This is a genomic window from Streptomyces sp. NPDC030838, from assembly GCF_055572035.1.
Genome location: NZ_JBVIED010000004.1, coordinates 438282 through 456080, shown reverse-complemented (window position 1 = coordinate 456080; position 17799 = coordinate 438282). Strand labels below are relative to the sequence as shown.

Annotated in this window: 19 protein-coding genes, 1 tRNA gene and 1 pseudogene; 13 read left to right on the top strand and 8 right to left on the bottom strand. The window is 70.7% G+C overall.

Annotated elements, in window-relative coordinates; all coding sequences use genetic code 11:
• The first annotated feature begins 90 nt into the window (after positions 1-90).
• The 4 genes from ACZ42A_RS15370 (at position 91) to ACZ42A_RS15355 (ending at position 4648) form a co-directional block, all read left to right on the top strand.
• The gene (locus ACZ42A_RS15370) at positions 91-1566 is read left to right on the top strand and encodes a VCBS repeat-containing protein (protein ID WP_468527660.1); all 1476 of its coding nucleotides are present in this window, start codon (positions 91-93) and stop codon (positions 1564-1566) included.
• Between the two features lie 69 nt (positions 1567-1635).
• On the top strand, positions 1636-3078 hold the full coding sequence (locus tag ACZ42A_RS15365; protein ID WP_468527659.1) for an FG-GAP-like repeat-containing protein: 1443 nt from the start codon (positions 1636-1638) through the stop codon (positions 3076-3078).
• 84 nt (positions 3079-3162) lie between these two features.
• Complete coding sequence (locus tag ACZ42A_RS15360; protein WP_468527658.1) at positions 3163-4197, top strand: Yip1 family protein; 1035 nt, start codon at positions 3163-3165, stop codon at positions 4195-4197.
• Between the two features lie 136 nt (positions 4198-4333).
• Complete coding sequence (locus ACZ42A_RS15355; RefSeq protein ID WP_468527657.1) at positions 4334-4648, top strand: hypothetical protein; 315 nt, start codon at positions 4334-4336, stop codon at positions 4646-4648.
• 25 nt (positions 4649-4673) lie between these two features.
• Here the strand turns inward: ACZ42A_RS15355 and ACZ42A_RS15350 are convergent, their stop codons facing one another.
• From ACZ42A_RS15350 to ACZ42A_RS15340, 3 genes are all read right to left on the bottom strand, one after another.
• Positions 4674-5171: a phosphoribosyltransferase gene (locus ACZ42A_RS15350; protein WP_468527656.1), complete on the bottom strand. Its 498-nt coding sequence runs from the start codon at positions 5169-5171 to the stop codon at positions 4674-4676.
• 5 nt (positions 5172-5176) lie between these two features.
• Entirely contained in the window at positions 5177-5752 is a 576-nt protein-coding gene (gene dcd / locus ACZ42A_RS15345) for a dCTP deaminase (RefSeq protein WP_468527655.1), read from the bottom strand.
• 116 nt (positions 5753-5868) lie between these two features.
• Positions 5869-6027, bottom strand: coding sequence for a hypothetical protein (locus tag ACZ42A_RS15340; RefSeq protein ID WP_451601492.1), 159 nt, complete (start codon positions 6025-6027; stop codon positions 5869-5871).
• Positions 6028-6303: 276 nt separating this feature from the next.
• Between ACZ42A_RS15340 and ACZ42A_RS15335 the strand changes: the two genes are divergently transcribed.
• From ACZ42A_RS15335 to ACZ42A_RS15315, 5 genes are all read left to right on the top strand, one after another.
• Positions 6304-6377 (top strand) — tRNA-Gly (locus ACZ42A_RS15335).
• Between the two features lie 196 nt (positions 6378-6573).
• Complete coding sequence (locus tag ACZ42A_RS15330; RefSeq protein ID WP_468527654.1) at positions 6574-7044, top strand: DUF6907 domain-containing protein; 471 nt, start codon at positions 6574-6576, stop codon at positions 7042-7044.
• The gene (locus ACZ42A_RS15325) at positions 6948-7259 is read left to right on the top strand and encodes a DUF6907 domain-containing protein (RefSeq protein WP_468527701.1); all 312 of its coding nucleotides are present in this window, start codon (positions 6948-6950) and stop codon (positions 7257-7259) included. Before ACZ42A_RS15330 ends, ACZ42A_RS15325 begins: the two co-directional genes overlap by 97 nt.
• A 313-nt stretch (positions 7260-7572) precedes the next feature.
• On the top strand, positions 7573-8895 hold the full coding sequence (gene nhaA, locus ACZ42A_RS15320) for a Na+/H+ antiporter NhaA (protein WP_468527653.1): 1323 nt from the start codon (positions 7573-7575) through the stop codon (positions 8893-8895).
• Between the two features lie 272 nt (positions 8896-9167).
• A complete protein-coding gene (locus ACZ42A_RS15315) occupies positions 9168-10886 on the top strand; it encodes a SpoIIE family protein phosphatase (protein WP_468527652.1) in 1719 nt (572 codons plus the stop codon).
• A gap of 38 nt (positions 10887-10924) precedes the next feature.
• Here the strand turns inward: ACZ42A_RS15315 and ACZ42A_RS15310 are convergent, their stop codons facing one another.
• Positions 10925-11686 (bottom strand): hypothetical protein, encoded by a 762-nt coding sequence (locus tag ACZ42A_RS15310; RefSeq protein ID WP_468527651.1) that lies wholly within the window; start codon positions 11684-11686, stop codon positions 10925-10927.
• A 425-nt stretch (positions 11687-12111) separates the two neighbouring features.
• Between ACZ42A_RS15310 and ACZ42A_RS15305 the strand changes: the two genes are divergently transcribed.
• From ACZ42A_RS15305 to ACZ42A_RS15290, 4 genes and pseudogenes are all read left to right on the top strand, one after another.
• Complete coding sequence (locus ACZ42A_RS15305; RefSeq protein WP_468527700.1) at positions 12112-12414, top strand: hypothetical protein; 303 nt, start codon at positions 12112-12114, stop codon at positions 12412-12414.
• 246 nt (positions 12415-12660) lie between these two features.
• The gene (locus ACZ42A_RS15300) at positions 12661-12771 is read left to right on the top strand and encodes a hypothetical protein (RefSeq protein WP_468527650.1); all 111 of its coding nucleotides are present in this window, start codon (positions 12661-12663) and stop codon (positions 12769-12771) included.
• Positions 12738-13385, top strand: coding sequence for a DUF5994 family protein (locus ACZ42A_RS15295; RefSeq protein WP_468527649.1), 648 nt, complete (start codon positions 12738-12740; stop codon positions 13383-13385). The genes ACZ42A_RS15300 and ACZ42A_RS15295 overlap by 34 nt, the downstream gene beginning before the upstream one ends.
• Positions 13386-14002: 617 nt before the next feature.
• Positions 14003-14674: pseudogene (locus ACZ42A_RS15290) on the top strand (SulP family inorganic anion transporter); the annotation flags it as partial.
• 58 nt (positions 14675-14732) lie between these two features.
• Here the strand turns inward: ACZ42A_RS15290 and ACZ42A_RS15285 are convergent.
• The 4 genes from ACZ42A_RS15285 to ACZ42A_RS15270 form a co-directional block, all read right to left on the bottom strand.
• Positions 14733-15794: a CU044_5270 family protein gene (locus tag ACZ42A_RS15285; protein ID WP_468527648.1), complete on the bottom strand. Its 1062-nt coding sequence runs from the start codon at positions 15792-15794 to the stop codon at positions 14733-14735.
• Entirely contained in the window at positions 15791-16411 is a 621-nt protein-coding gene (locus ACZ42A_RS15280) for an RNA polymerase sigma factor (RefSeq protein ID WP_468527647.1), read from the bottom strand. Before ACZ42A_RS15280 ends, ACZ42A_RS15285 begins: the two co-directional genes overlap by 4 nt.
• A gap of 71 nt (positions 16412-16482) precedes the next feature.
• A complete protein-coding gene (locus ACZ42A_RS15275) occupies positions 16483-17292 on the bottom strand; it encodes a class I SAM-dependent methyltransferase (protein WP_468527646.1) in 810 nt (269 codons plus the stop codon).
• A gap of 102 nt (positions 17293-17394) precedes the next feature.
• Positions 17395-17757 carry a hypothetical protein gene (locus ACZ42A_RS15270; RefSeq protein ID WP_468527645.1) on the bottom strand — a complete coding sequence of 121 codons (363 nt, stop codon included), beginning with the start codon at positions 17755-17757 and terminating at the stop codon, positions 17395-17397.
• Between the last annotated feature and the right edge of the window lie 42 nt (positions 17758-17799).

The window sequence follows — 17799 nt, the reverse complement described above, 5'->3', positions numbered from 1 at the left end:
AGGCCGAGGAGTCCCGGCGCACGCCGTCCGTCGCACCCCCATCGACTCGGGACGCCCACCGGGCATCCCCGCATGCAGCAGGAGACCCGCATGCAGCACACCCTGCGACTCGCCCTCGCGACGGCCACCGCGGCCGCGCTGACGGGCGGGCTGCTGACGTTCACGGCCGCGACGGCGACGGCCGCGGACTCCACGCACGTCCCCCAGGCCGACTTCAACGGCGACGGCATCGGTGACATCGCCTTCTCCGCCGACGGCGCCTATGTGAGCGGCAAGGACAGCGCCGGCCAGCTGGTCGCCCTGTACGGCACCGCCACCGGCGTGTCCTCCGCCAAGCGTCACGTGATCAGCCAGAACACCACCGGCACCCCGGGCACCGCCGAGGCCGGCGACATCTTCGGCGCCGAGCACGCCTACGCCGACTTCAACGGCGACGGCTACGACGACGTCGCCGTCTCCGCCGCGCTGGAGGACGTCGGCAGCGACAAGGACGGCGGCGGTGTCGCCGTGCTCTGGGGCTCCGCGAAGGGCCTCACCGGCGCCGGCGTCACCATCGCCGACCCGGCCCCCTCCGCCCACGACCGCTGGGGCAAGTCGCTGGCCGCCGGCGACTTCGACGGCGACGGCAAGGCCGACCTGGCGGTCGCCAACACCTCCAGCACCATCCACATCTTCAAGGGCGGCATCGGCTCCACCGGCAAGCCGCTCGGCGGCCGCTACACCGTCAAGCCGCCGATCCAGTCGGGCGGCACGGGCGGCGGCCCGCTCAACCTGACCGCCGGCGACATCAACGGCGACAAGCGCACCGACCTCGTCGTGGACGGCTTCGAGACCCAGACCGGCAACGGCTGGAACGCCAACTACCTGCTCACCGGCACCGCGAGCGGGCTGTCCTCCGGCTCCGCGCAGCAGCTCAAGGCGGGCGTGATCACCGCGATCGGCGACATCAACGCCGACGGCTACGGCGACATCGTCACCGGCATGTACTGGAACCGGACCGACGGCGACATCACCTTCCCGGAGGCCTCCGACGGCGGCAAGGTCTGGATCACGTACGGCAGCGCGAGCGGCCCCGGCTCCACGACCGCCGTCAGCCAGAACACCGGCAACGTCCCGGGCACGTCCGAGAAGAACGACTACTTCGGCTACGAGCTGGACCTCGGCGACGTCAACGGCGACGGCTACCAGGACCTGGTGGTCGGCGTGGCCGGCGAGAACATGGGCAACATCACCGACGCCGGCATGGTCACCGTCCTGTACGGCTCGGCCTCCGGCCTGAACACCTCCTCCGGCGCGCAGTCCTTCGCCCAGAGCACGGCCGGCGTCCCCGGCGAGGACGAGACGAACGACGCCCTCGGCGCCGACGTCAAGCTCGACGACGTCACCGGCGACGGCCGCGCCGACCTGATCGCCGGCTCGTACGAGAACGACGGCAACGGCGCGATCCTCTACCTGCCGTCCAACGGCACGAAGATCACCACCTCCGGCGCCCGCACCGTCTCGCCGAGCGCGACCGGCGTCTCGACCACCGGCTACCCGCGCTTCGGCATCAACATCGCCGACTGAGCCGCCGTATCCGCACACCGCCGGGCCCGCCATCCGCGGGCCCGGCGCCCGCCTCACCCTGGAGTCGCCTTGCGCAAGCGCACCCTCCTCCTGGCCGCGGCCCTCTCCACCGGCCTGCTGACCGCCCTGCCCGCCTCCCCGGCCGTGGCCGCGCCCTCCAAACTGGCCGGGGACTTCAACGGCGACGGCTACCGGGACGTGGCGCTCGGGGCATCCGACGCCGACGTCGGCGCCGTACGCAGAGCGGGCGCGGTCGTCGTCCTGTACGGCTCGTCCTCCGGACTGTCAGCCGCCCGGAAGACCGTGATCACACAGAACTCCGCAGGCGTCCCGGGCACCGCCGAGACCGACGACCACTTCGGCAGGAGCCTCGCCGCCGGCGACCTGAACGCCGACGGCTACGCCGACCTGGTCGTCGGCGCGAGCCACGAGAGCCTCGGCGACCGCAAGAACGTCGGCACGGCCACCATCCTGTGGGGCGGCTCCGCCGGTCTGTCCGGCGGCGCTTCCCTGCCCCAGCCCGCGGACCTGCCCGCGTACAGCCTCTACGGCTCCGCCGTCGCGACCGGCGACTTCGACGGCGACGGCAGGACGGACGTCACGGTCACCGCACGCGACCGTGCGCACCTCTACCGCGGCACCTTCACCCGCACCGGCACCCCGCTGAGCCACGAGGCCGTCCCCGGGGTGAGCAACGCCTGGGAGGCGTTCGCGGGCAACATCGACGGCGACCGCGCCGCCGAACGCGTCTACCCCGTCAGCGACCAGGCCGACATGCGCGGCCGGATCGGCTACGTCGACCACGACCCCGGCAACCCGGCCCACCCCGGCTCCGACTACGCCTACACCGACCTGCCGAACGCCGACGGCGCGGACGGCGCGATCGGCGACATCAACGGCGACGGCTACGGCGACCTGGTCCTCGACGACTCCGAGTCCCCGCTGCACGGCGTGCCCGGCGGCCACAAGGGCGGCCGGATCGCCGTCTGGTACGGCGGCCCGAACGGCCCCGACCCGGCGCAGCAGCCGACCGTCATCCACCAGGACACCCCGGGCGTACCCGGCACGGCCGAGGACGACGACGTCTTCGGCCAGGCCGTCGCCGTCGGCGACATCAACGGCGACAGGTACGCCGACGTGGCCATCGGCGCGCCCGGCGAGGACACGGGCACCACGGAGGTCAAGAACGACGCGGGCGCGGTGACCGTCCTGTTCGGCTCGGCCTCCGGTCTGACCACCAAGGGCGCCAAGAGCTACACCCAGGAGACCGCGGGCATACCCGGCTCCTCCGAGGCCAACGACGGCTTCGGCTTCTCGCTCCGCCTGGTCGACTTCGACCGCAACGGCAAGGCCGACCTGGTGATCGGCTCCGGCCACGAGAACGGCTACGGCGCGATCACCACCCTGCGCGGCACGGTCTCCGGCCTGACCACCACGGGCGCGAAGTCCATCTCCGCCCGCGACGTCTCCCTGACCGGCAGCGCGGGCTTCGGCTGGGAGATCGCGGAGTAGCCCTTAGCGGAGTAGCCCTTAGGGGCCGCGGCGTCGGCTCCCGTAAGGGGAACGTGGGCTTCCGTCAGGGGACTTCCGTAAGGGATGTCACAGCTCGGCAGCAAAGCCGGGCCCCGGACCCCGGCCCCGGCACGTCCCTCTCCGGGACCAGGTACGTTCGTTGACGTGGCTGGATTCAGGATCGGACGCGGCGGCCGGGACGACCGCGCTCCTCACACGCGACCGCAACACCCCCCGTACGGACAGCAGACGCCGCAGGGCCCGTCGTACGGCCATTCCCCCGCGCCGCAGCCGCACCCCTACCCGGGGCAGCAGAGCTACGGCGGGGGCGGCGGGCCGTGGCCCCCGGCGAACGGCGGCCGCGGCGGCTACGGAGGCCACGGCGGCCATGGAGGCCACGGCGGCGGGGAGCCGGAGTACTTCGGCGACGACGGCTCCTCGTACCCCCACCCCGGCACCCCGGACCCGTACGCGGCCAACAACCCCGGTCACACTCAGGCCTTCTCCATCGGCGAGGACCCCTACCAGCAGGGCGGGACCTACCAGGCGGGCTCCGTGGCCCCGGCCGCCCCGATCGGCCCCCGGCTGCACTGGAAGGACCTGCTGAAGGGCATCGTCCTCGCCCCCGGCCAGACGTTCCTCCAGATGCGGGACTACACGATGTGGGCCCCCGCCCTCATCGTCACGTTCCTCTACGGCCTGCTCGCCGTCTTCGGCTTCGACGGCGCCCGCGAGGACGCGATCAACGCCACGCTCTCGAACGCGGTCCCGATCGTCCTCACGACCGCGATCGCCCTGGTGCTGAGCGCCTTCATCCTGGGCGTGGTCACCCACACCCTGGCCCGCCAGCTGGGCGGCGACGGCGCCTGGCAGCCGACGGTCGGCCTCTCCATGCTGATCATGTCCATCACGGACGCGCCCCGGCTGGTCGTCGCGATGTTCCTCGGCGGCGACGCGCCCTTCGTCCAGGTCCTCGGCTGGGTCACCTGGGTCGCGGGCGGCGCCCTGCTCACCCTGATGGTCTCCCGCTCCCACGACCTGCCCTGGCCGAAGGCGCTCGGCGCGTCGGCGATCCAGCTGATCGCACTGCTGTCGATCGTGAAGCTGGGCACCTTCTAGGGGGCGAGGCACACAGACGACCGAAGGGCCCCTGGCACTGCGCCAGGGGCCCTTCGCATGCACTCTGAAGACGGAAGGCGAAGGAACAGGTGAAGGAGAAGAAGGAGAAGAAGGAGAAGGGAGAAGGGAGAATGACATGGCCATCTCAGAACTCCTCCAGGCCTCCCTCCGGCTGACGGGTCACGCCGAAACAGACCAGTCGTTCGTCACCGCCCGCGTCCGCAACACGGCCGCGTCCGGCACCGTGACCGAGGACGACGCCGTCGCCCTCGTCCTCACCGTGGACACCCAGGACGAGAAACACATCGAGTTCATCCGCCCGATCGACGAGATCCCCCCGGGCGAGGCCTGGGAGCACACCTGGACCATCGAGGGCCCGGTCAGCCACGCGGACGCGAACGTCCGCGACAGCACGGGCTCGATCCTGGCGACGGCATCGGCGGACGCGTGAGCCCGGTCCGGCCGGCGGCGTCGGCTCAGGCGTCGAGAATCTGCCCGGCCCGCTTCACCACGGGCGGCTCGACGGACCACGGGAAGTTGATCCAGTCGTCGGTGCGCTTCCACACGTACTCGCACTTCACGAGGGAGTGCGACTTCTCGTAGATGACCGCCGACCGCACCTCGGCGACATGCTCGAGGCAGAAGTCGTGCACCAGCTTCAGCGTCTTGCCGGTGTCGGCGACGTCGTCGGCGATCAGCACCTTCTTGTCGGTGAAGTCGATGGCGTTGGGCACCGGGGCGAGCATGACGGGCATGGGAAGTGTGGTCCCGACACCGGTGTAGAACTCGACGTTGACCAGATGAATGTTCTTGCAGTCGAGCGCATAAGCGAGTCCGCCCGCGACGAACACACCACCCCGCGCGATGCTGAGCACGACGTCCGGCTCGTAGCCGTCGTCGGCGATGGTCTGCGCGAGCTCGCGGATGGCGGTGCCGAACCGCTCGTAGGTCAGATTCTCCCGTACGTCGCTCACGCCGCTCACACCTGCGTCCTGTGGAAATTGAGGAAGGAGCGCGAGGCGGTGGGACCGCGCTGCCCCTGATACCTGGAGCCGTACCGCTCGCTCCCGTACGGGAACTCGGCCGGCGAGCTGAGCCGGAACATGCACAGCTGGCCGATCTTCATGCCGGGCCACAGCTTGATCGGCAGGGTGGCGAGATTCGACAGCTCGAGCGTCACATGCCCGGAGAACCCGGGATCGATAAACCCGGCGGTGGAGTGGGTGACCAGTCCCAGCCGCCCGAGCGAACTCTTCCCTTCCAGCCGCGAGGCAAGATCATCGGGAAGCGTGATCACCTCATACGTGCTGGCGAGCACGAACTCACCGGGGTGCAGGATGAACGGCTCGTCCCCCTCCGGCTCCACGAGCCGGGTCAGATCCGCCTGCTCGATGGAGGGGTCGATGTGCGGGTACCGGTGGTTCTCGAACACCCGGAAGAAACGGTCCAGCCGCACGTCGACACTCGACGGCTGCACCATGGATTCGTCATAGGGATCGATCCGTACCCGCCCGGCGTCGATCTCGGCCCGGATGTCCTTGTCTGAGAGAAGCACGCCCCGAGGATACGCAAGGCGCGCGGAGCCCCCGTAATCGTGAGGACCCCGCGCGCCCATGCCGTAACCCTTATACGTACGACCGACTACTGCCGGCTACCGGCCACTCTCGGCGGCTAGTGCTTCTCCAGCGCCACCGGCACGACGCTCCGCAGCCGCGCACAGCGCGGACAGCGGACGAGCCGCCCCGGACCGAGGCGCTCGGCCTGCTGCATCGGGAACGAAGCGGTGGTGAACACGTGCCCATCGGCACAGCGGACGACGGTGCGCTCCATCAAGTCCCTTTAGTCCCTTCCCCAAGAGCCGCGTCTGGCTGCTGCTTGCCTGACGACAAAAGCCACACTACGGGATCAAAGGGACGGCCCTCCAGGCGGCACTCCGGTCCCGCCCAGACCCTCTGCGACCCCTCCACCGTACGCCCCAACTCCCGCTCCCCGCAGCCGCCTCACACCCCTGAAACGGACTCAGGCCCCTCGGCTTGAACACCGGGGGCCTGCGGTTTGGTACAGTGGGCGAGCGTTCCGACACCGACCCAACGGTCGGCGTCTTACGCGGGTGTAGTTTAATGGTAGAACATCAGCTTCCCAAGCTGAGAGCGCGAGTTCGATTCTCGTCACCCGCTCCATGTGAAACCCCCAGGCCAGAGGCCCGGGGGTTCTTTGTTGTCTAGTCCAATCAGTGGATGGCGGGCCCTCCGCGTGCCCTAAGTGCCGGGGAAGCGGCCTGGCGAGGGGGGTCGAGGCGCCCAAGAGGGAGATCGACCGTCACCCGCCTCAAATCACGAGACGCACTTCAGGTGACCTGCGCCATAGAGCGCGCAAATGGCCGCCAAGTCGCCTAAGCAAAGGGGCGATTCAGCCGTTCGGCCACGGCTGTGCCGCCCGGTCCTTCACATGCCCACCAGGTACGGCCGCTCCAGAAGGCGCCGACCAGCACCGCGCTGCGGGCGCCCCACCAAGAAGGGCACGCCGTGCAGGCTCCCCCAGGAGATCGGCCGAGGGTGCCGTCATCACGCCAACCGGGCTGAGCGCGAGGCTGCCGCCGAGGCGGAGCGGGTGCGAGCCGAGAGAGCGAGACAGCAGACATGGACCTACATCGACCGCCATGACGGCACTCAGCGCACGGTCACCTGCCCTGTGTTCTGCCGGAACGACCACAGCAGGGACATCCTGACGCCCACGTATACCGAGGACATCTGGCACCAAGACCACGCCGTGGGTGTGGAGGTCCTCCTGACCGACACAATGAACCGCCAGAGCCTTGGCGAGTACTGGAACCCCAGCTGGCCGTGATCCCGGGGTCGACCAGCTCTGAGGGATACCACGTGCCGCACATCAACATCGAGGTCGTGGAGGGCGTCTGGAGCAGCCCGCTCGGGCCGGCGGAGTTGGCCGAGTTCATCGCGAGGCTGTCCGATGGCGTGGACCGACTGCGCCTCATGCACAGCAAGCTCGTAGCCGCCAGGGTCGATTGGCCGGCCGGAGATGAGCGTCTACCGCGGTCGTGAAGTACGGGGAGACGATCAAGGGACGCGCTCGCGAGACCATTCGTGCTCGATCCGCGCCCGTAGGAGCGAACCATCACGGTCAACAGCCGTGCGATCAGGTCCGCGCAACATCAACTCCACACTGAATCCGCGGGGCCCGCCGCACTGCTGCCACCTCGCCGAGTCGGCGCCCACGCACTTTCGCCGACAGACGGCGTGCGGGCTACGGTGGGTGGGATGTGGAGAATGCGCCAATAGGGCACGATCGCGCCGGAACGCCCGCTCGGCGCCGGAGGGGGTTCGTGCCTGTGCCCGCGGCCCGGAGGTCCTCCCGATGTCTGCTGCCCCGCGCGGGCCGTCTGTCTTCCTCGGACTGCTGCCCTGGCCGGAACGCGTACAGGTGGCCCGGGCCCTGCGCACGGAGACGGTCGGTGGCCTCGTGCTGCTGGTCGCCGCCCTGGTAGCGCTGGTGTGGGCGAACACCCCGTGGCGCGGCAGCTACGAGGCGCTGCGCGACGTCCACTTCGGGATAACGGCACTCGGACTGGATCTGTCGGTGCAGCACTGGACCGCCGACGGGCTGCTCACCCTCTTCTTCCTGGTCGCGGGGATCGAGCTCAAACGCGAACTCGTGGCCGGCCAGCTGCGTACCCCGGCCACCGCGATCCTGCCGGTGGTCGCCGCGGTGTGCGGCATGGTGGTCCCTGCGGCGATCTATCTGGCCACGGCCGCCGCCGGTGGCGGCCGTGCCGGCGGCTGGGCGGTGCCCATGGCGACCGACATCGCTTTCGCACTCGCGGTCCTCGCCGTGCTCAGCACCCACATGCCGACCGCACTGCGGGCCTTCCTGCTCACCCTGGCGGTCGTCGACGACCTGGGCGCGATCCTGGTCATCGCGTTGTTCTTCACCAGCCGCCTGAACCCGGCAGCTCTCGCAGGGGCCGTCGGCGGGCTGGTCGTCTTCTACCTGCTGCAACGGCTCAGGGTGCGCGGATGGTGGTGGTACGTGCCCTTGGCGGTGGTCATCTGGGCGCTGATGTACAACGGCGGGGTGCACGCCACCGTGGCCGGGGTGGCGATGGGGCTGATCGTTCGCTGCGCCCGCGACCAGGATGCGGGGGAGGACGCCTCGCCCGGGGAGCGCACCGAGTACCTGCTGCGTCCAGTGTCGGCCGGCGTCGCCGTCCCCCTCTTCGCCCTGTTCGCCGCCGGGGTGAGCATCTCCGGCCCCGTGCTGGGCCAGGTGTTCACCCGTCCCGAGCCGCTGGGCGTGGTGCTCGGCCTGGTCGTCGGCAAGGCCGTGGGGATCTTCGGAGGGACCTACCTCGCCGCCCGGTACACCCGGGCCCGGCTCAACCCCGACCTGGCCTGGGCCGATGTCCTCGCGCTCGCGGTTCTCGCCGGAATCGGGTTCACGGTCGCCCTGCTCATCGGCGAGGTGGCCTTCGCCGACCCGGCTGACACCGAGCGGATCAAGGCCGCCGTACTGGTCGGCTCACTGCTCGCCGCCGGCATCGCCGCGCTGCTGGTCAAACGCCGTAACAACATCTACCGCAGGCTGTGGGAGGCGGAGAACCTCGACGAGGACGCCGATGGCATCCCCGACGTCTACCAGCGCGGTACGGGCAGGCCGAACCGTGCCCGGCGCCGCCGGTGACGGCAGCGGACCGACAGCCCGCCGCGGGAGGGCCTGCCACACCGGGTGACCGCCGGCGCGCACGACCGACCGGTTGGCCCGACGAGGAGGCGACCGGCGACGTCCCCGACATCCGCAGCGCGGAGAATGCCCGGGCCCGCCGCTCGGGCACACGCCGGAGCAGGTCGTACTCCGCATCGGTGTCAAGTCGGGGGATCATCGATCCACTGGTATGTCGCCCTGCCGACGCGCCGGCGGTCTTCGGCGAGGGTTTGCATGACTGGAGAGGCGGCATGGTGGAGGACGTGGGAGATGAGGGGCGGTGGCGGTCGGCGGCCGAGCCGGGTTTCTGGCGGCGGGTCGTCGGGCAGCTGGGCACGGCCCTGATCGTGGTGGACCACGCCGGACGGATTCTCGCGGTCAACCCGGCCGCCGAACGCCTGCTGGGCCGTGCCGCCGCCGCGATGCGCGGGGAGGACGCACACGACCTGCTGCACCGGGACGCGGCCGGCGGCCGGATCCCCCGGGAGCAGTGCCCGCTGCTGCGGGCCCTGGCCGAGAGGGCCGAGGCGCGGGGGGAGGGCGACATCTGTCTGCGCGGTGACGGTCGCCTGATCGGGATCTCCTGGTCCGCTTCTCCCTTGACGGACGACGGCGCCTTCACGGGCATGACCGTGCTGTTCACCGACGCCGCCGGCGACCGCAGCGCGCGTCGGGAACGTGCGGCCTATACGCGTGCTCTGGAGGACCTCACCGAGCGGCTGACGCTGGTCGCGGAGATCACCGACGTGCTCGGTCAGACGCTGGAGAGCGATGAGGCCCTCGCCCGGCTGGGCCGCCTGCTGGTCCCCCGCCTCGCCGACTGGGCGGCGGTCGACCTGCGGGTCGGCTCCGGACAGGTCCACCGTGTGGCGGTGACGGGTCCCGGGGGCCGGAACGCCGCACTGGAGGACTGGCGCGAGCGCCTTCCCGAGGCAGGCGGGGCGGCCCGCTCATCTCTGGTCCAGGTGCTGCACGGTGGTGATCCCGTCGTGCAGAGCGAGGCGGACGTGGCCGCACCGACCGGCTCCGCCCTGGCCGCCGCCCACAGCGGCTTCCTGCGGGCCGTGGGCGCGACGTCCGCCATCACGGTGCCGCTGGGCTCCAGGCGTCAGGTCGCCGGCGCACTGACTCTGGTGCGCACCGACCCGGCGTTCCCTTTCGACACCGACGACCTGAAAGTGGTGGGCGACATCGGCCGCCGGGTCGGCCTGGTCATCGACAACGCCCGCCGGTTCGGCCGCCAGCGGGCCGTCGCCGAGGCCATGCAGCGCAACCTGCTCGCCCCGCTGCCCCAGCCGGGCCGCCTACGGCTGGCCGCCCGCTACCAGCCCGCACCGGCCGGCTCGCAGGTCGGCGGCGACTGGTACGACGCGTTCGAACTGAAGGACGGCACGCTCGCGCTGGTCATCGGCGACGTCGTGGGCCACGACCTCACCGCCGCGGCCGGCATGGCACAGCTGCACGGCATCCTGCGGTCACTGGCCTGGGACCACACCGGCCCGCCCGGTGCCGTCGTCGACCGCCTCGACGACGCCATGCCCGCCATCACCACTGTCCCCATGGCCACCCTCGTCCTCGCCCTGCTCGAAGGCAGCCCGCACACCGGCCCGTGGACGCTGCGGTGGACCAGCGCCGGGCATCCACCGCCCCTCCTGCTGACCCAGGACGGACAGACGCAGTACCTCGAAGCCGGGCAGGGACTTCTCCTCGGCACCGGTCCGGGCACCGGCGGCAGCCGGCCGAACGCCGCACAGTCACTGCCGCCGGGTTCCACCCTGCTGCTCTACACCGACGGCCTGATCGAGATCCCCGGCAGCGACCTCGAGACCGGCCTCGCCCGTCTGCGCCGCCGCGCCGTCGCGCTCGCCCCCGAACCGCTGGACACGCTGTGCGACCAACTGCTCGCCGGCATGCCGCCCGGCAGCACCGACGACGTCGCCCTCCTCGCCCTGCGGCTCCCGACGCCGTGAGCCGTGACGGCGTCGGCGCGGGACGTGGTGCTTGACGCTCACGTCTCGAGGACCAGGACGCGGAACGGACCGAGCGGGGCCGTCCGAGGAGTGTCGCCTTCGATGTACCGCCACCCCCAGGAGCGCAGCGCCTCGACGGTCACATGATCGGAGCGGTTCACCAGCGTGACGCCGACGACGGCACCATGGTCGGTGAGCAGCCGTTGCTGCAGGCGCCGGGCGAGGTTCCAGGCACGGTCCTGGTTCTGCCTGCGTACACGGGACGGAACGTGGATCCCGGAGATCACCAAGAGGCGTCCGGAGGCAGCGAGACGGAGCAGCCGCCCCGGAAGGTAGCCGTCGAAGCCCTCCCACCAGGGACCGTCGCCACGCACGGGGAAGCCGTAGGCGCATCCGGTCAGCGCGGTGGTCTCCGCGATCAGCAACTCGAATCCCGGTCGCCGTACGTCGGCCGCCAGCCGCCGCAGGAAGGCTTCGCGGGCCTCGTTCCACGCCCAGGGCCCACCGCCGGACGTCTCCGCGTACAGATCGCCCAGTTCCTGCAGATGGTCCTCGATCTGCCGTCGGGTCAGCGGACGGACGCGTTGCCCCTCCCGGGGCGAGGAGCCTCGTTCCGGCCTTGACGGGCCGGGCTGCCGCGTACCGCGCCGGTCCGGGCCGGCGGGCCGCGCCGGCAGCTCTGCGGTCGTCGGCGGAACCGGCACGTTGACGGTCATGAGGCACGCCCTGCCCCGGGCACGGGCGGGCCCGGCCCGGCGTCGTCGGTCGCCGAGGGCGGCACCGGTGTCGGCGCGTGACATGCCCTCGGTGTCATCAACCGTACTCCCGGGGCCGCTCCCCCCTTGTGGACCGACGGCGGCCGAGAACACCGAGGCGGGTACGGCGGTGCCGTCCGGTCCCCGTCGGACCGGGCGCGCGGGAGTACGGTGGACGTACCGAGGGCATGTCGCACACCGGCTCCCGCGCCGGTCTCGTCCTGGGCGAAACACTTCGCCGGAAGCCCCGCGCAACGCAGGGTTTTCCGGAGACAGGTCAGCACAGTGGCCTCCACCCTCGATACGTCCCCCGTCGCCGACGTTCGGCCGGAGCCCGACCCGCGCAGGGCCGTACTGCTGCTCTTCACCACCGGCACCACCGCGGCACCGCCACCACACGCCCGTGAGACTGCAGACCCACTTCTCCCGAGCGCTTCTCGCGGTCGGCCGACCGTCAGGCCGTGACCGCCATGGGCACCGCCCTCACCATCGCCGCGTTCCTCGTGCTCATCGCCGTCGGAGCGTACGTGATCCACCGGCTCAACTCGGCGCACGCCGAAAGGATCGCCTCGCGTTCCTACAGCCGCTTCCGTCCCGGCCCCCCAGCCGCCGCCGACCGCGCTGCCGGCACCACCGCGCCGCCCCCGCCGCCCTCCGTCCCTGCCGCCGAGCACGAGCGTCGTGACCATCGCGACGGCGGCCGGGGACGCTTCCGACCGCGCCGCCGGCGAGTCCGGACCACGCACAAGAAGCCGACCGCCGGGGGGCGTTGAGGCCAAGCCGCGCAACAGGACTGAGGTCACCTCCCTGCATGCCCCACACCGCCGCATCCACGGCACCGGCGGCACCCGCGACGCGGGCGAAGATCCGCCGACGTACGAGACCGCGGACGGTGATCCCCCCGTGGGCGAACTCGCGGAGGTCCGCCTCATCGCCGTCGGCCCCCGGCACGCCCGGAGCGCGCCTCCCCACGCCCTGTCCGGCTCGCCCTGCGCCCGCCGGCCTTCCCGCCCGGTCCCGTGTGCGGCGCCTGGTGGCCCCGCACCGACGACCTGATGACCGGACTTCCGCGCTCACCGACACGTTCGAGGAGTACGTGGACGCGAGGAGGGGCCCGAACAGGCAGGTGAGCACCGTGTCCGATCCCGATTCCCCGCCTCCGGCAGGATTTCTGGCGGACGGTGTGCACGCGTCCATACGTCCCGGAACGGCACTTCTGCGCCTCACCACCACGCACGAACGCGCGGGCGTCCTCGACGGTGCGTGGTGGCCCCGTTCCAGGAGTCTCACCGCCGAACTGCCCGGCCTGATCAGCGCTCTGACCGAGCGCCTCGGGCCGATCACACGGATCGCCCTGGACTCCGCGGCCTGGGACGAAATTCCGACGCGGATGACCGTCGACGACCGTGTGGTGCACATCGATGTCTTCTCCGTGGGCGACGACACCGCTCTCGTGACCCGAGGGGACCAGGATCATTTCTCCCTGCTCGTGGTCCCACCGGACACGCCCCCCGAAGCGGCGCGGGCCGCGATGACCGAAGCAGTCCGTACCGGCAACCCCAAGCAGGCCCAGCAGATCCTGATAGACACCGGCACGGATGAGACCGCCCGACCGGCCCGACCACTGGGGACGGCCGCCGGCGGGGGGACCGGTGACTCCGGCCGGAGCATCAGGCGGATCCTGCCCCCATTGACCGGGTCGACGACATGGACGCGTCCAGACCACGGGTCTGCGGCGGCATGACCGTCACGGTGGCCTGTCCCGCCTACGCACGTCGGTAAGGCCCGGTCATCGGCACTCACCCGACCACGCCCGCCGACAGCTCCTACTGGACGATTCTCCGGGTACGCATGAGCGAAGACACACGCGGTCGGCTCGTACGTTGTCGGCGCGCGAGCGAAGAGGAACAGTTCCCCGCGGCCCGGAAACACCTCTGCGGGATGTCGTGCCCTTCGCGTGCCCATAAGAACGGAGAACCACGGTCAACCCCGGTGCGTTCCGGACTGAAGGCATGGGGCTTCAAACCGCGTAGGCGCAGGTCGGACACCATGGCCCCCGCGAGTGCCGTCGCTTCCCAAGCTGAGAGCGCGAGTTCGATTCTCGTCACCCGCTCCATGATGAAACCCCAGGTCAGCGGCCTGGTGGCTTGTTCTGGGGTGCGTGCCCTCTGTGTGCCTCGATCGCCCTGCCCCGGCGCACCAAGCGGAGGGATGCCGGAGAAATCGCGCTCGCAGAGCAAGAGAGCGTGCGCATGCCCATGATGCCCGGCGCCGCCGCCTGCCCGCCTTGGTCTTCCACGCCTTTCTGCGCGCGCCTGCCGTGATGCCGGGTCTGCCCGAGCACGACAGGTTCCTCATCTCTTGCCTTCCTCCGCACTGTCCCCGGCCGTCTGGCTGCGCGGCTCCCGACGTCCCACCTGGTCCGAAGGTGCTGCGCAGCAAGGTGCTGGCCGGGCTCGCATCCGAAGGTGCTGCGCACCGAGGTGCCGGCCGGACTCGTGGTCGCCCTCGCGCTGATCCCCGAGGCGATCTCGTTCTCGATCATCGCCGGCGTCGACCCGCCGGTCGGTCTGTTCGCCTCGTTCACCATGGCCGTGACCATCGGGGTCGTCAGCGGCCGGCGAGCCATGATCTCCGCGGCCACCGGCGCCGTCGCCCTGGTCATCGCCCCGCTCAACCGGAGCACGGCTTCGGCTGCCTGGTCGCCGCGGTCGTCCTCGCCGGTGTCTTCCAGATCGTCCTCGGCGCGCTCGGGGTGGCAAAGCCGATGCGGTTCGTGCCGCGCAGCGTGATGGTCGGCTTCGTCAACTCCCTCGCCGTCCTCATCTTCCTGGCGCAGGACCGGAGATGACGGACGTACCCTGGCCCGTCTACCCGCTGATCGCCGCCGGACCGGCACTGATGGTGTTCTTCCCAAAGGTCACCACCGTCACCCCGGCGCCGCTGGTGTCGATCGTCATCCTCACCGTCATCACGGTCGCGGCGGGGATCGCGGTGCCGACCGTGGGCGACAAGGGCGCCCTGCCCGGGACGAAGAGCGAGAACGACGGTCAGGAGATCGGTACCGCCCACTGACCGGGCGCGGCGCAGGTCAGTTGTCGGCCGTGGTGGGTGCCTTGCCGTACTGGTCGACGACAGTGCGCTGCATGATGGCACTGGTCCCGTTCAGGGTTTCGGAAGTGATGCCCTTGGCCTCGTCCTTGGTGATGTACGTGCGCGAGCCGAGGAAGGTGAGAGTCTTCTTGTCGAAGATCCATTCGTCACGTGTCCCGAACGAGGTGTCTTCGCGTGTGATGGCGATGCCGTGACGGCCGGCGGCGTCGACGGCGGTGGGGATCTCCTTGACGCCGGGGATCTTCGCGGCTGCCTTGTAGAGGGCGGCGGCGTTCTCCGGCGGCATGATCGTTTCACTCACCAGCTCGCCGATCTTGGAGAAGACGGCCTGCTCCTTCGTCTCGCGCTCGTCCACCCTGGTCCGGGCGTAGAGCAGTTCGAGCAGCATGTCAGGGTCGGTGGGCAGTGAGGCCAGCCACTTGTACGTGGGGTGGTCGATGCCCGCCGGAACAGGGGCGGTGGACTCGATGGGGATCACCTGACCGGGCATGATGGCGCCCTTTCCGGATTCGCGCAGCCAGCCGGTGGTGGTGATCGGGCTGGGCTCCTGCGCCGTCCAGCGCTCCCGCTCGTGCACGGGACCGAGTTGTACGGGACCGTCGAAGGTGCCGTCGTTACCGCGCACCAGGCTCCTGACGTACACGAACTGCCCGTCCTTCACCGGCGTCGCGTCGGCTTCCGCGGCTGCGAGGGCGATCCGGTCGAGCGTGGCGGAGGCGCTGTTGGGCCTGGCGGCCTCGGGGGCGGCTGCGGTCGTCGGGGCGGACGTGCGGTCACCGGCGGAGTACGTGACGACCAGCGCCCCGGCCAGTGTCATCGTCGCGACGGGCAACAGCACCATGCGACGCGGCAGTCGGCGGCGCGGTGCCGGGGACGCCTGCGTGGAGGGGGTGGTGCGGTCGCGGTCGATCTGCTGCATCAGAACATCCTTGTAGTGGAGGTGGCTGCTCGGCGGGAGGTCCCATTCGGCCGGAGCCGACAGCAACTCCTCGGCCTCACTCCGGGCGGAACCGGCGCTCAGCGGATTGTTGGTGTTCATCCGGATTCCTCCTGCAGAAACATGGCCGCGAATGCGGCCTCACTCTCCTTCTCTCCGCGAGGGCCCCGCGGTTCCGGCTTCACGCCGTCGAGTTGACCGGAGCTGAGCCGGGCCAGCCTCGCCCGGGCCCGCGACAGCCGCGACCGCACGGTGCCGACCGGGATGCCGAGCGCCTCGGCGGCCTGCTGGTAGTCCAGCCCGGCCGACACGCACAGGGCGAACACCTCCCGGTCCTGGCGGCGCAACTGGCCCAGCGCCGCGTGGACCACCGCGAGACGGCGGGCGTCATCGATCCGGCCGGCCGTCTCGTCCGCGAAGTCCTCGACGGGCCGCGGCTGCGGGCTGCGCGCCAGGAACGCGAGCCGCCGGCGCAGACCCCGGTTGATGTTGTGCGCCTTGTGCGTGGCGATGCCGAGCAGCCAGGGCTTGAGCGAACCGCCCTCCGGCTCCACCGTCTCCCGGGTGCGCCAGACCGCGAGGAAGGTCTCGGACATGGCCTCCTCGGCCTCCGACCAGTTGCCGGTCAGCCGCAGGGCATGGTTGTAGACCGCCCGCGCGTACTGGTCGTACAGGTCGGCGAACGCCGCACGGTCCCCTGCCCGTATGCGTGCACGCACTGACTCTTCTCGTTCCGTTTGCCTCACACTCGTTACTCTCCGCAGGCCGGACCGAGTTCCTATGGCCTGCGTTACAGCGCCGCGCCCGCCTGGGGTGTGCGGCTGACGCGTATCTTCGACTGGCCGTGCGGGCGCTCCTCCCAGTCGTCCATGAAGCGCGCGTGCAGGCCGTGCTTGCGCGCCAGGGCGAGGAGGGTCTCGGTGCGGTAGTAGAAGTCCTCGCGCAGCACCTGGTGTTCGGTGCCCTCGGTGCGGTCGAAGGTGAAGTCGAAGAACCCGGTGTCGGTCAGCACGCGGCCGACGAGGGCGAGGCATTCGTCGATGACGTCCAGCGGCGAGTGGGAGAAGACGCTGTGCGCGTGGATGACGTCGAAGTGGTCGCTGGGCAGGAAGTCCAGCGTGAGATCGCCGGTGATGGCCAGGTGCGGCAGCTTGTCCTGGAGACGACGCTCGGCGAGGGTCTTCTTGGCGGCCATCAGGATGTCGGGCGAGATGTCGATGCCGTAGTAGTTGCCGGTGTCGAGGTGGCTGATGAAGCGCCAGCCACCGCGCAGGTTGCCGCAGCCGATGTCGAGCATGCGGTGTTCGGGGCGCAGCCCGTGCTCGATGAGGTAGTCGAACTGCATCTGTCCGAGCGCCAGCCAGCGTTCGTGGGTCTGGCTGCCGACCGCGGCCTCGGGGTTGCGGCGGGTGTCGGAGGCCATCACGGCCCGGTAGTAGCCGACGTGGTCGGGGTGCTTCAGGCGCAGCCAGGCGTCCCGGCCGGCGCGGCGGAGGTACGGGGTGACACGGCCGGGATGGGTCAGGGCGTAGCGCACCTTGTGGGTGAGGGCGGCTCGGTTGTTACGCAGCTTCTCGGTCGACTTGGCGTCGGCGGGCATGGTGAAGCGACCTCCGTACATGAGGGGACCAGGACCCGGACAAGGGGATCGGACAAAGAAGAGAGGAGTGAAGGGGATGACAGGTGTGGTGGTGTCGCGCGGTCAGACGCGGCGGCGCAGCACCAGCACCGTGACGGCCGTGAGCAGGAGGGCGAGGCCGCCGAAGATGGCGGTGTCGGTCCACTGGAAGGTCCAGTAGTCGCCGGCCGGGTTGGCCTCGTAGAAGCGGGCGACATACCCGTGCCGGTCCATGCACTCCCTGAGCTGGGTGCCGGACGGGAAGGGGCAGTTCATGACGTCGTCGCGGCGGCCGGAGGCGGTGATCAGGCCGTAGTGGCCGGCGGACCACTTCTCGCCCATGGGCGGCTTGGGGATGTTGCCGACGCTGGTGTAAGTGTGCGGCGGGACCAGCACGCGGGTTTTGTGCGTCCACTCCAGCAGGTACGTCATCGCGACAGCGGTCACGCTGGCTCCGGTGTGACGGGCGGCCGTATCCGCGACGTGGTG

Bases quoted from the DNA above. Each gene is read 5' to 3' on its own strand.
- nhaA (WP_468527653.1), top strand. From the start codon at position 7,573: ATGTCTGCTGCCCCGCGCGGGCCGTCTGTCTTCCTCGGACTGCTGCCC.
- ACZ42A_RS15360 (WP_468527658.1), top strand. From the start codon at position 3,163: ATGTCACAGCTCGGCAGCAAAGCCGGGCCCCGGACCCCGGCCCCGGCA.
- ACZ42A_RS15310 (WP_468527651.1), bottom strand. From the start codon at position 11,686: ATGTCACGCGCCGACACCGGTGCCGCCCTCGGCGACCGACGACGCCGG.
- ACZ42A_RS15275 (WP_468527646.1), bottom strand. From the start codon at position 17,292: ATGCCCGCCGACGCCAAGTCGACCGAGAAGCTGCGTAACAACCGAGCC.
- ACZ42A_RS15315 (WP_468527652.1), top strand. From the start codon at position 9,168: ATGGTGGAGGACGTGGGAGATGAGGGGCGGTGGCGGTCGGCGGCCGAG.
- ACZ42A_RS15305 (WP_468527700.1), top strand. From the start codon at position 12,112: ATGGGCACCGCCCTCACCATCGCCGCGTTCCTCGTGCTCATCGCCGTC.
- ACZ42A_RS15370 (WP_468527660.1), top strand. From the start codon at position 91: ATGCAGCACACCCTGCGACTCGCCCTCGCGACGGCCACCGCGGCCGCG.
- ACZ42A_RS15330 (WP_468527654.1), top strand. From the start codon at position 6,574: ATGGCCGCCAAGTCGCCTAAGCAAAGGGGCGATTCAGCCGTTCGGCCA.
- ACZ42A_RS15340 (WP_451601492.1), bottom strand. From the start codon at position 6,027: ATGGAGCGCACCGTCGTCCGCTGTGCCGATGGGCACGTGTTCACCACC.
- ACZ42A_RS15355 (WP_468527657.1), top strand. From the start codon at position 4,334: ATGGCCATCTCAGAACTCCTCCAGGCCTCCCTCCGGCTGACGGGTCAC.
- ACZ42A_RS15285 (WP_468527648.1), bottom strand. From the start codon at position 15,794: ATGAACACCAACAATCCGCTGAGCGCCGGTTCCGCCCGGAGTGAGGCC.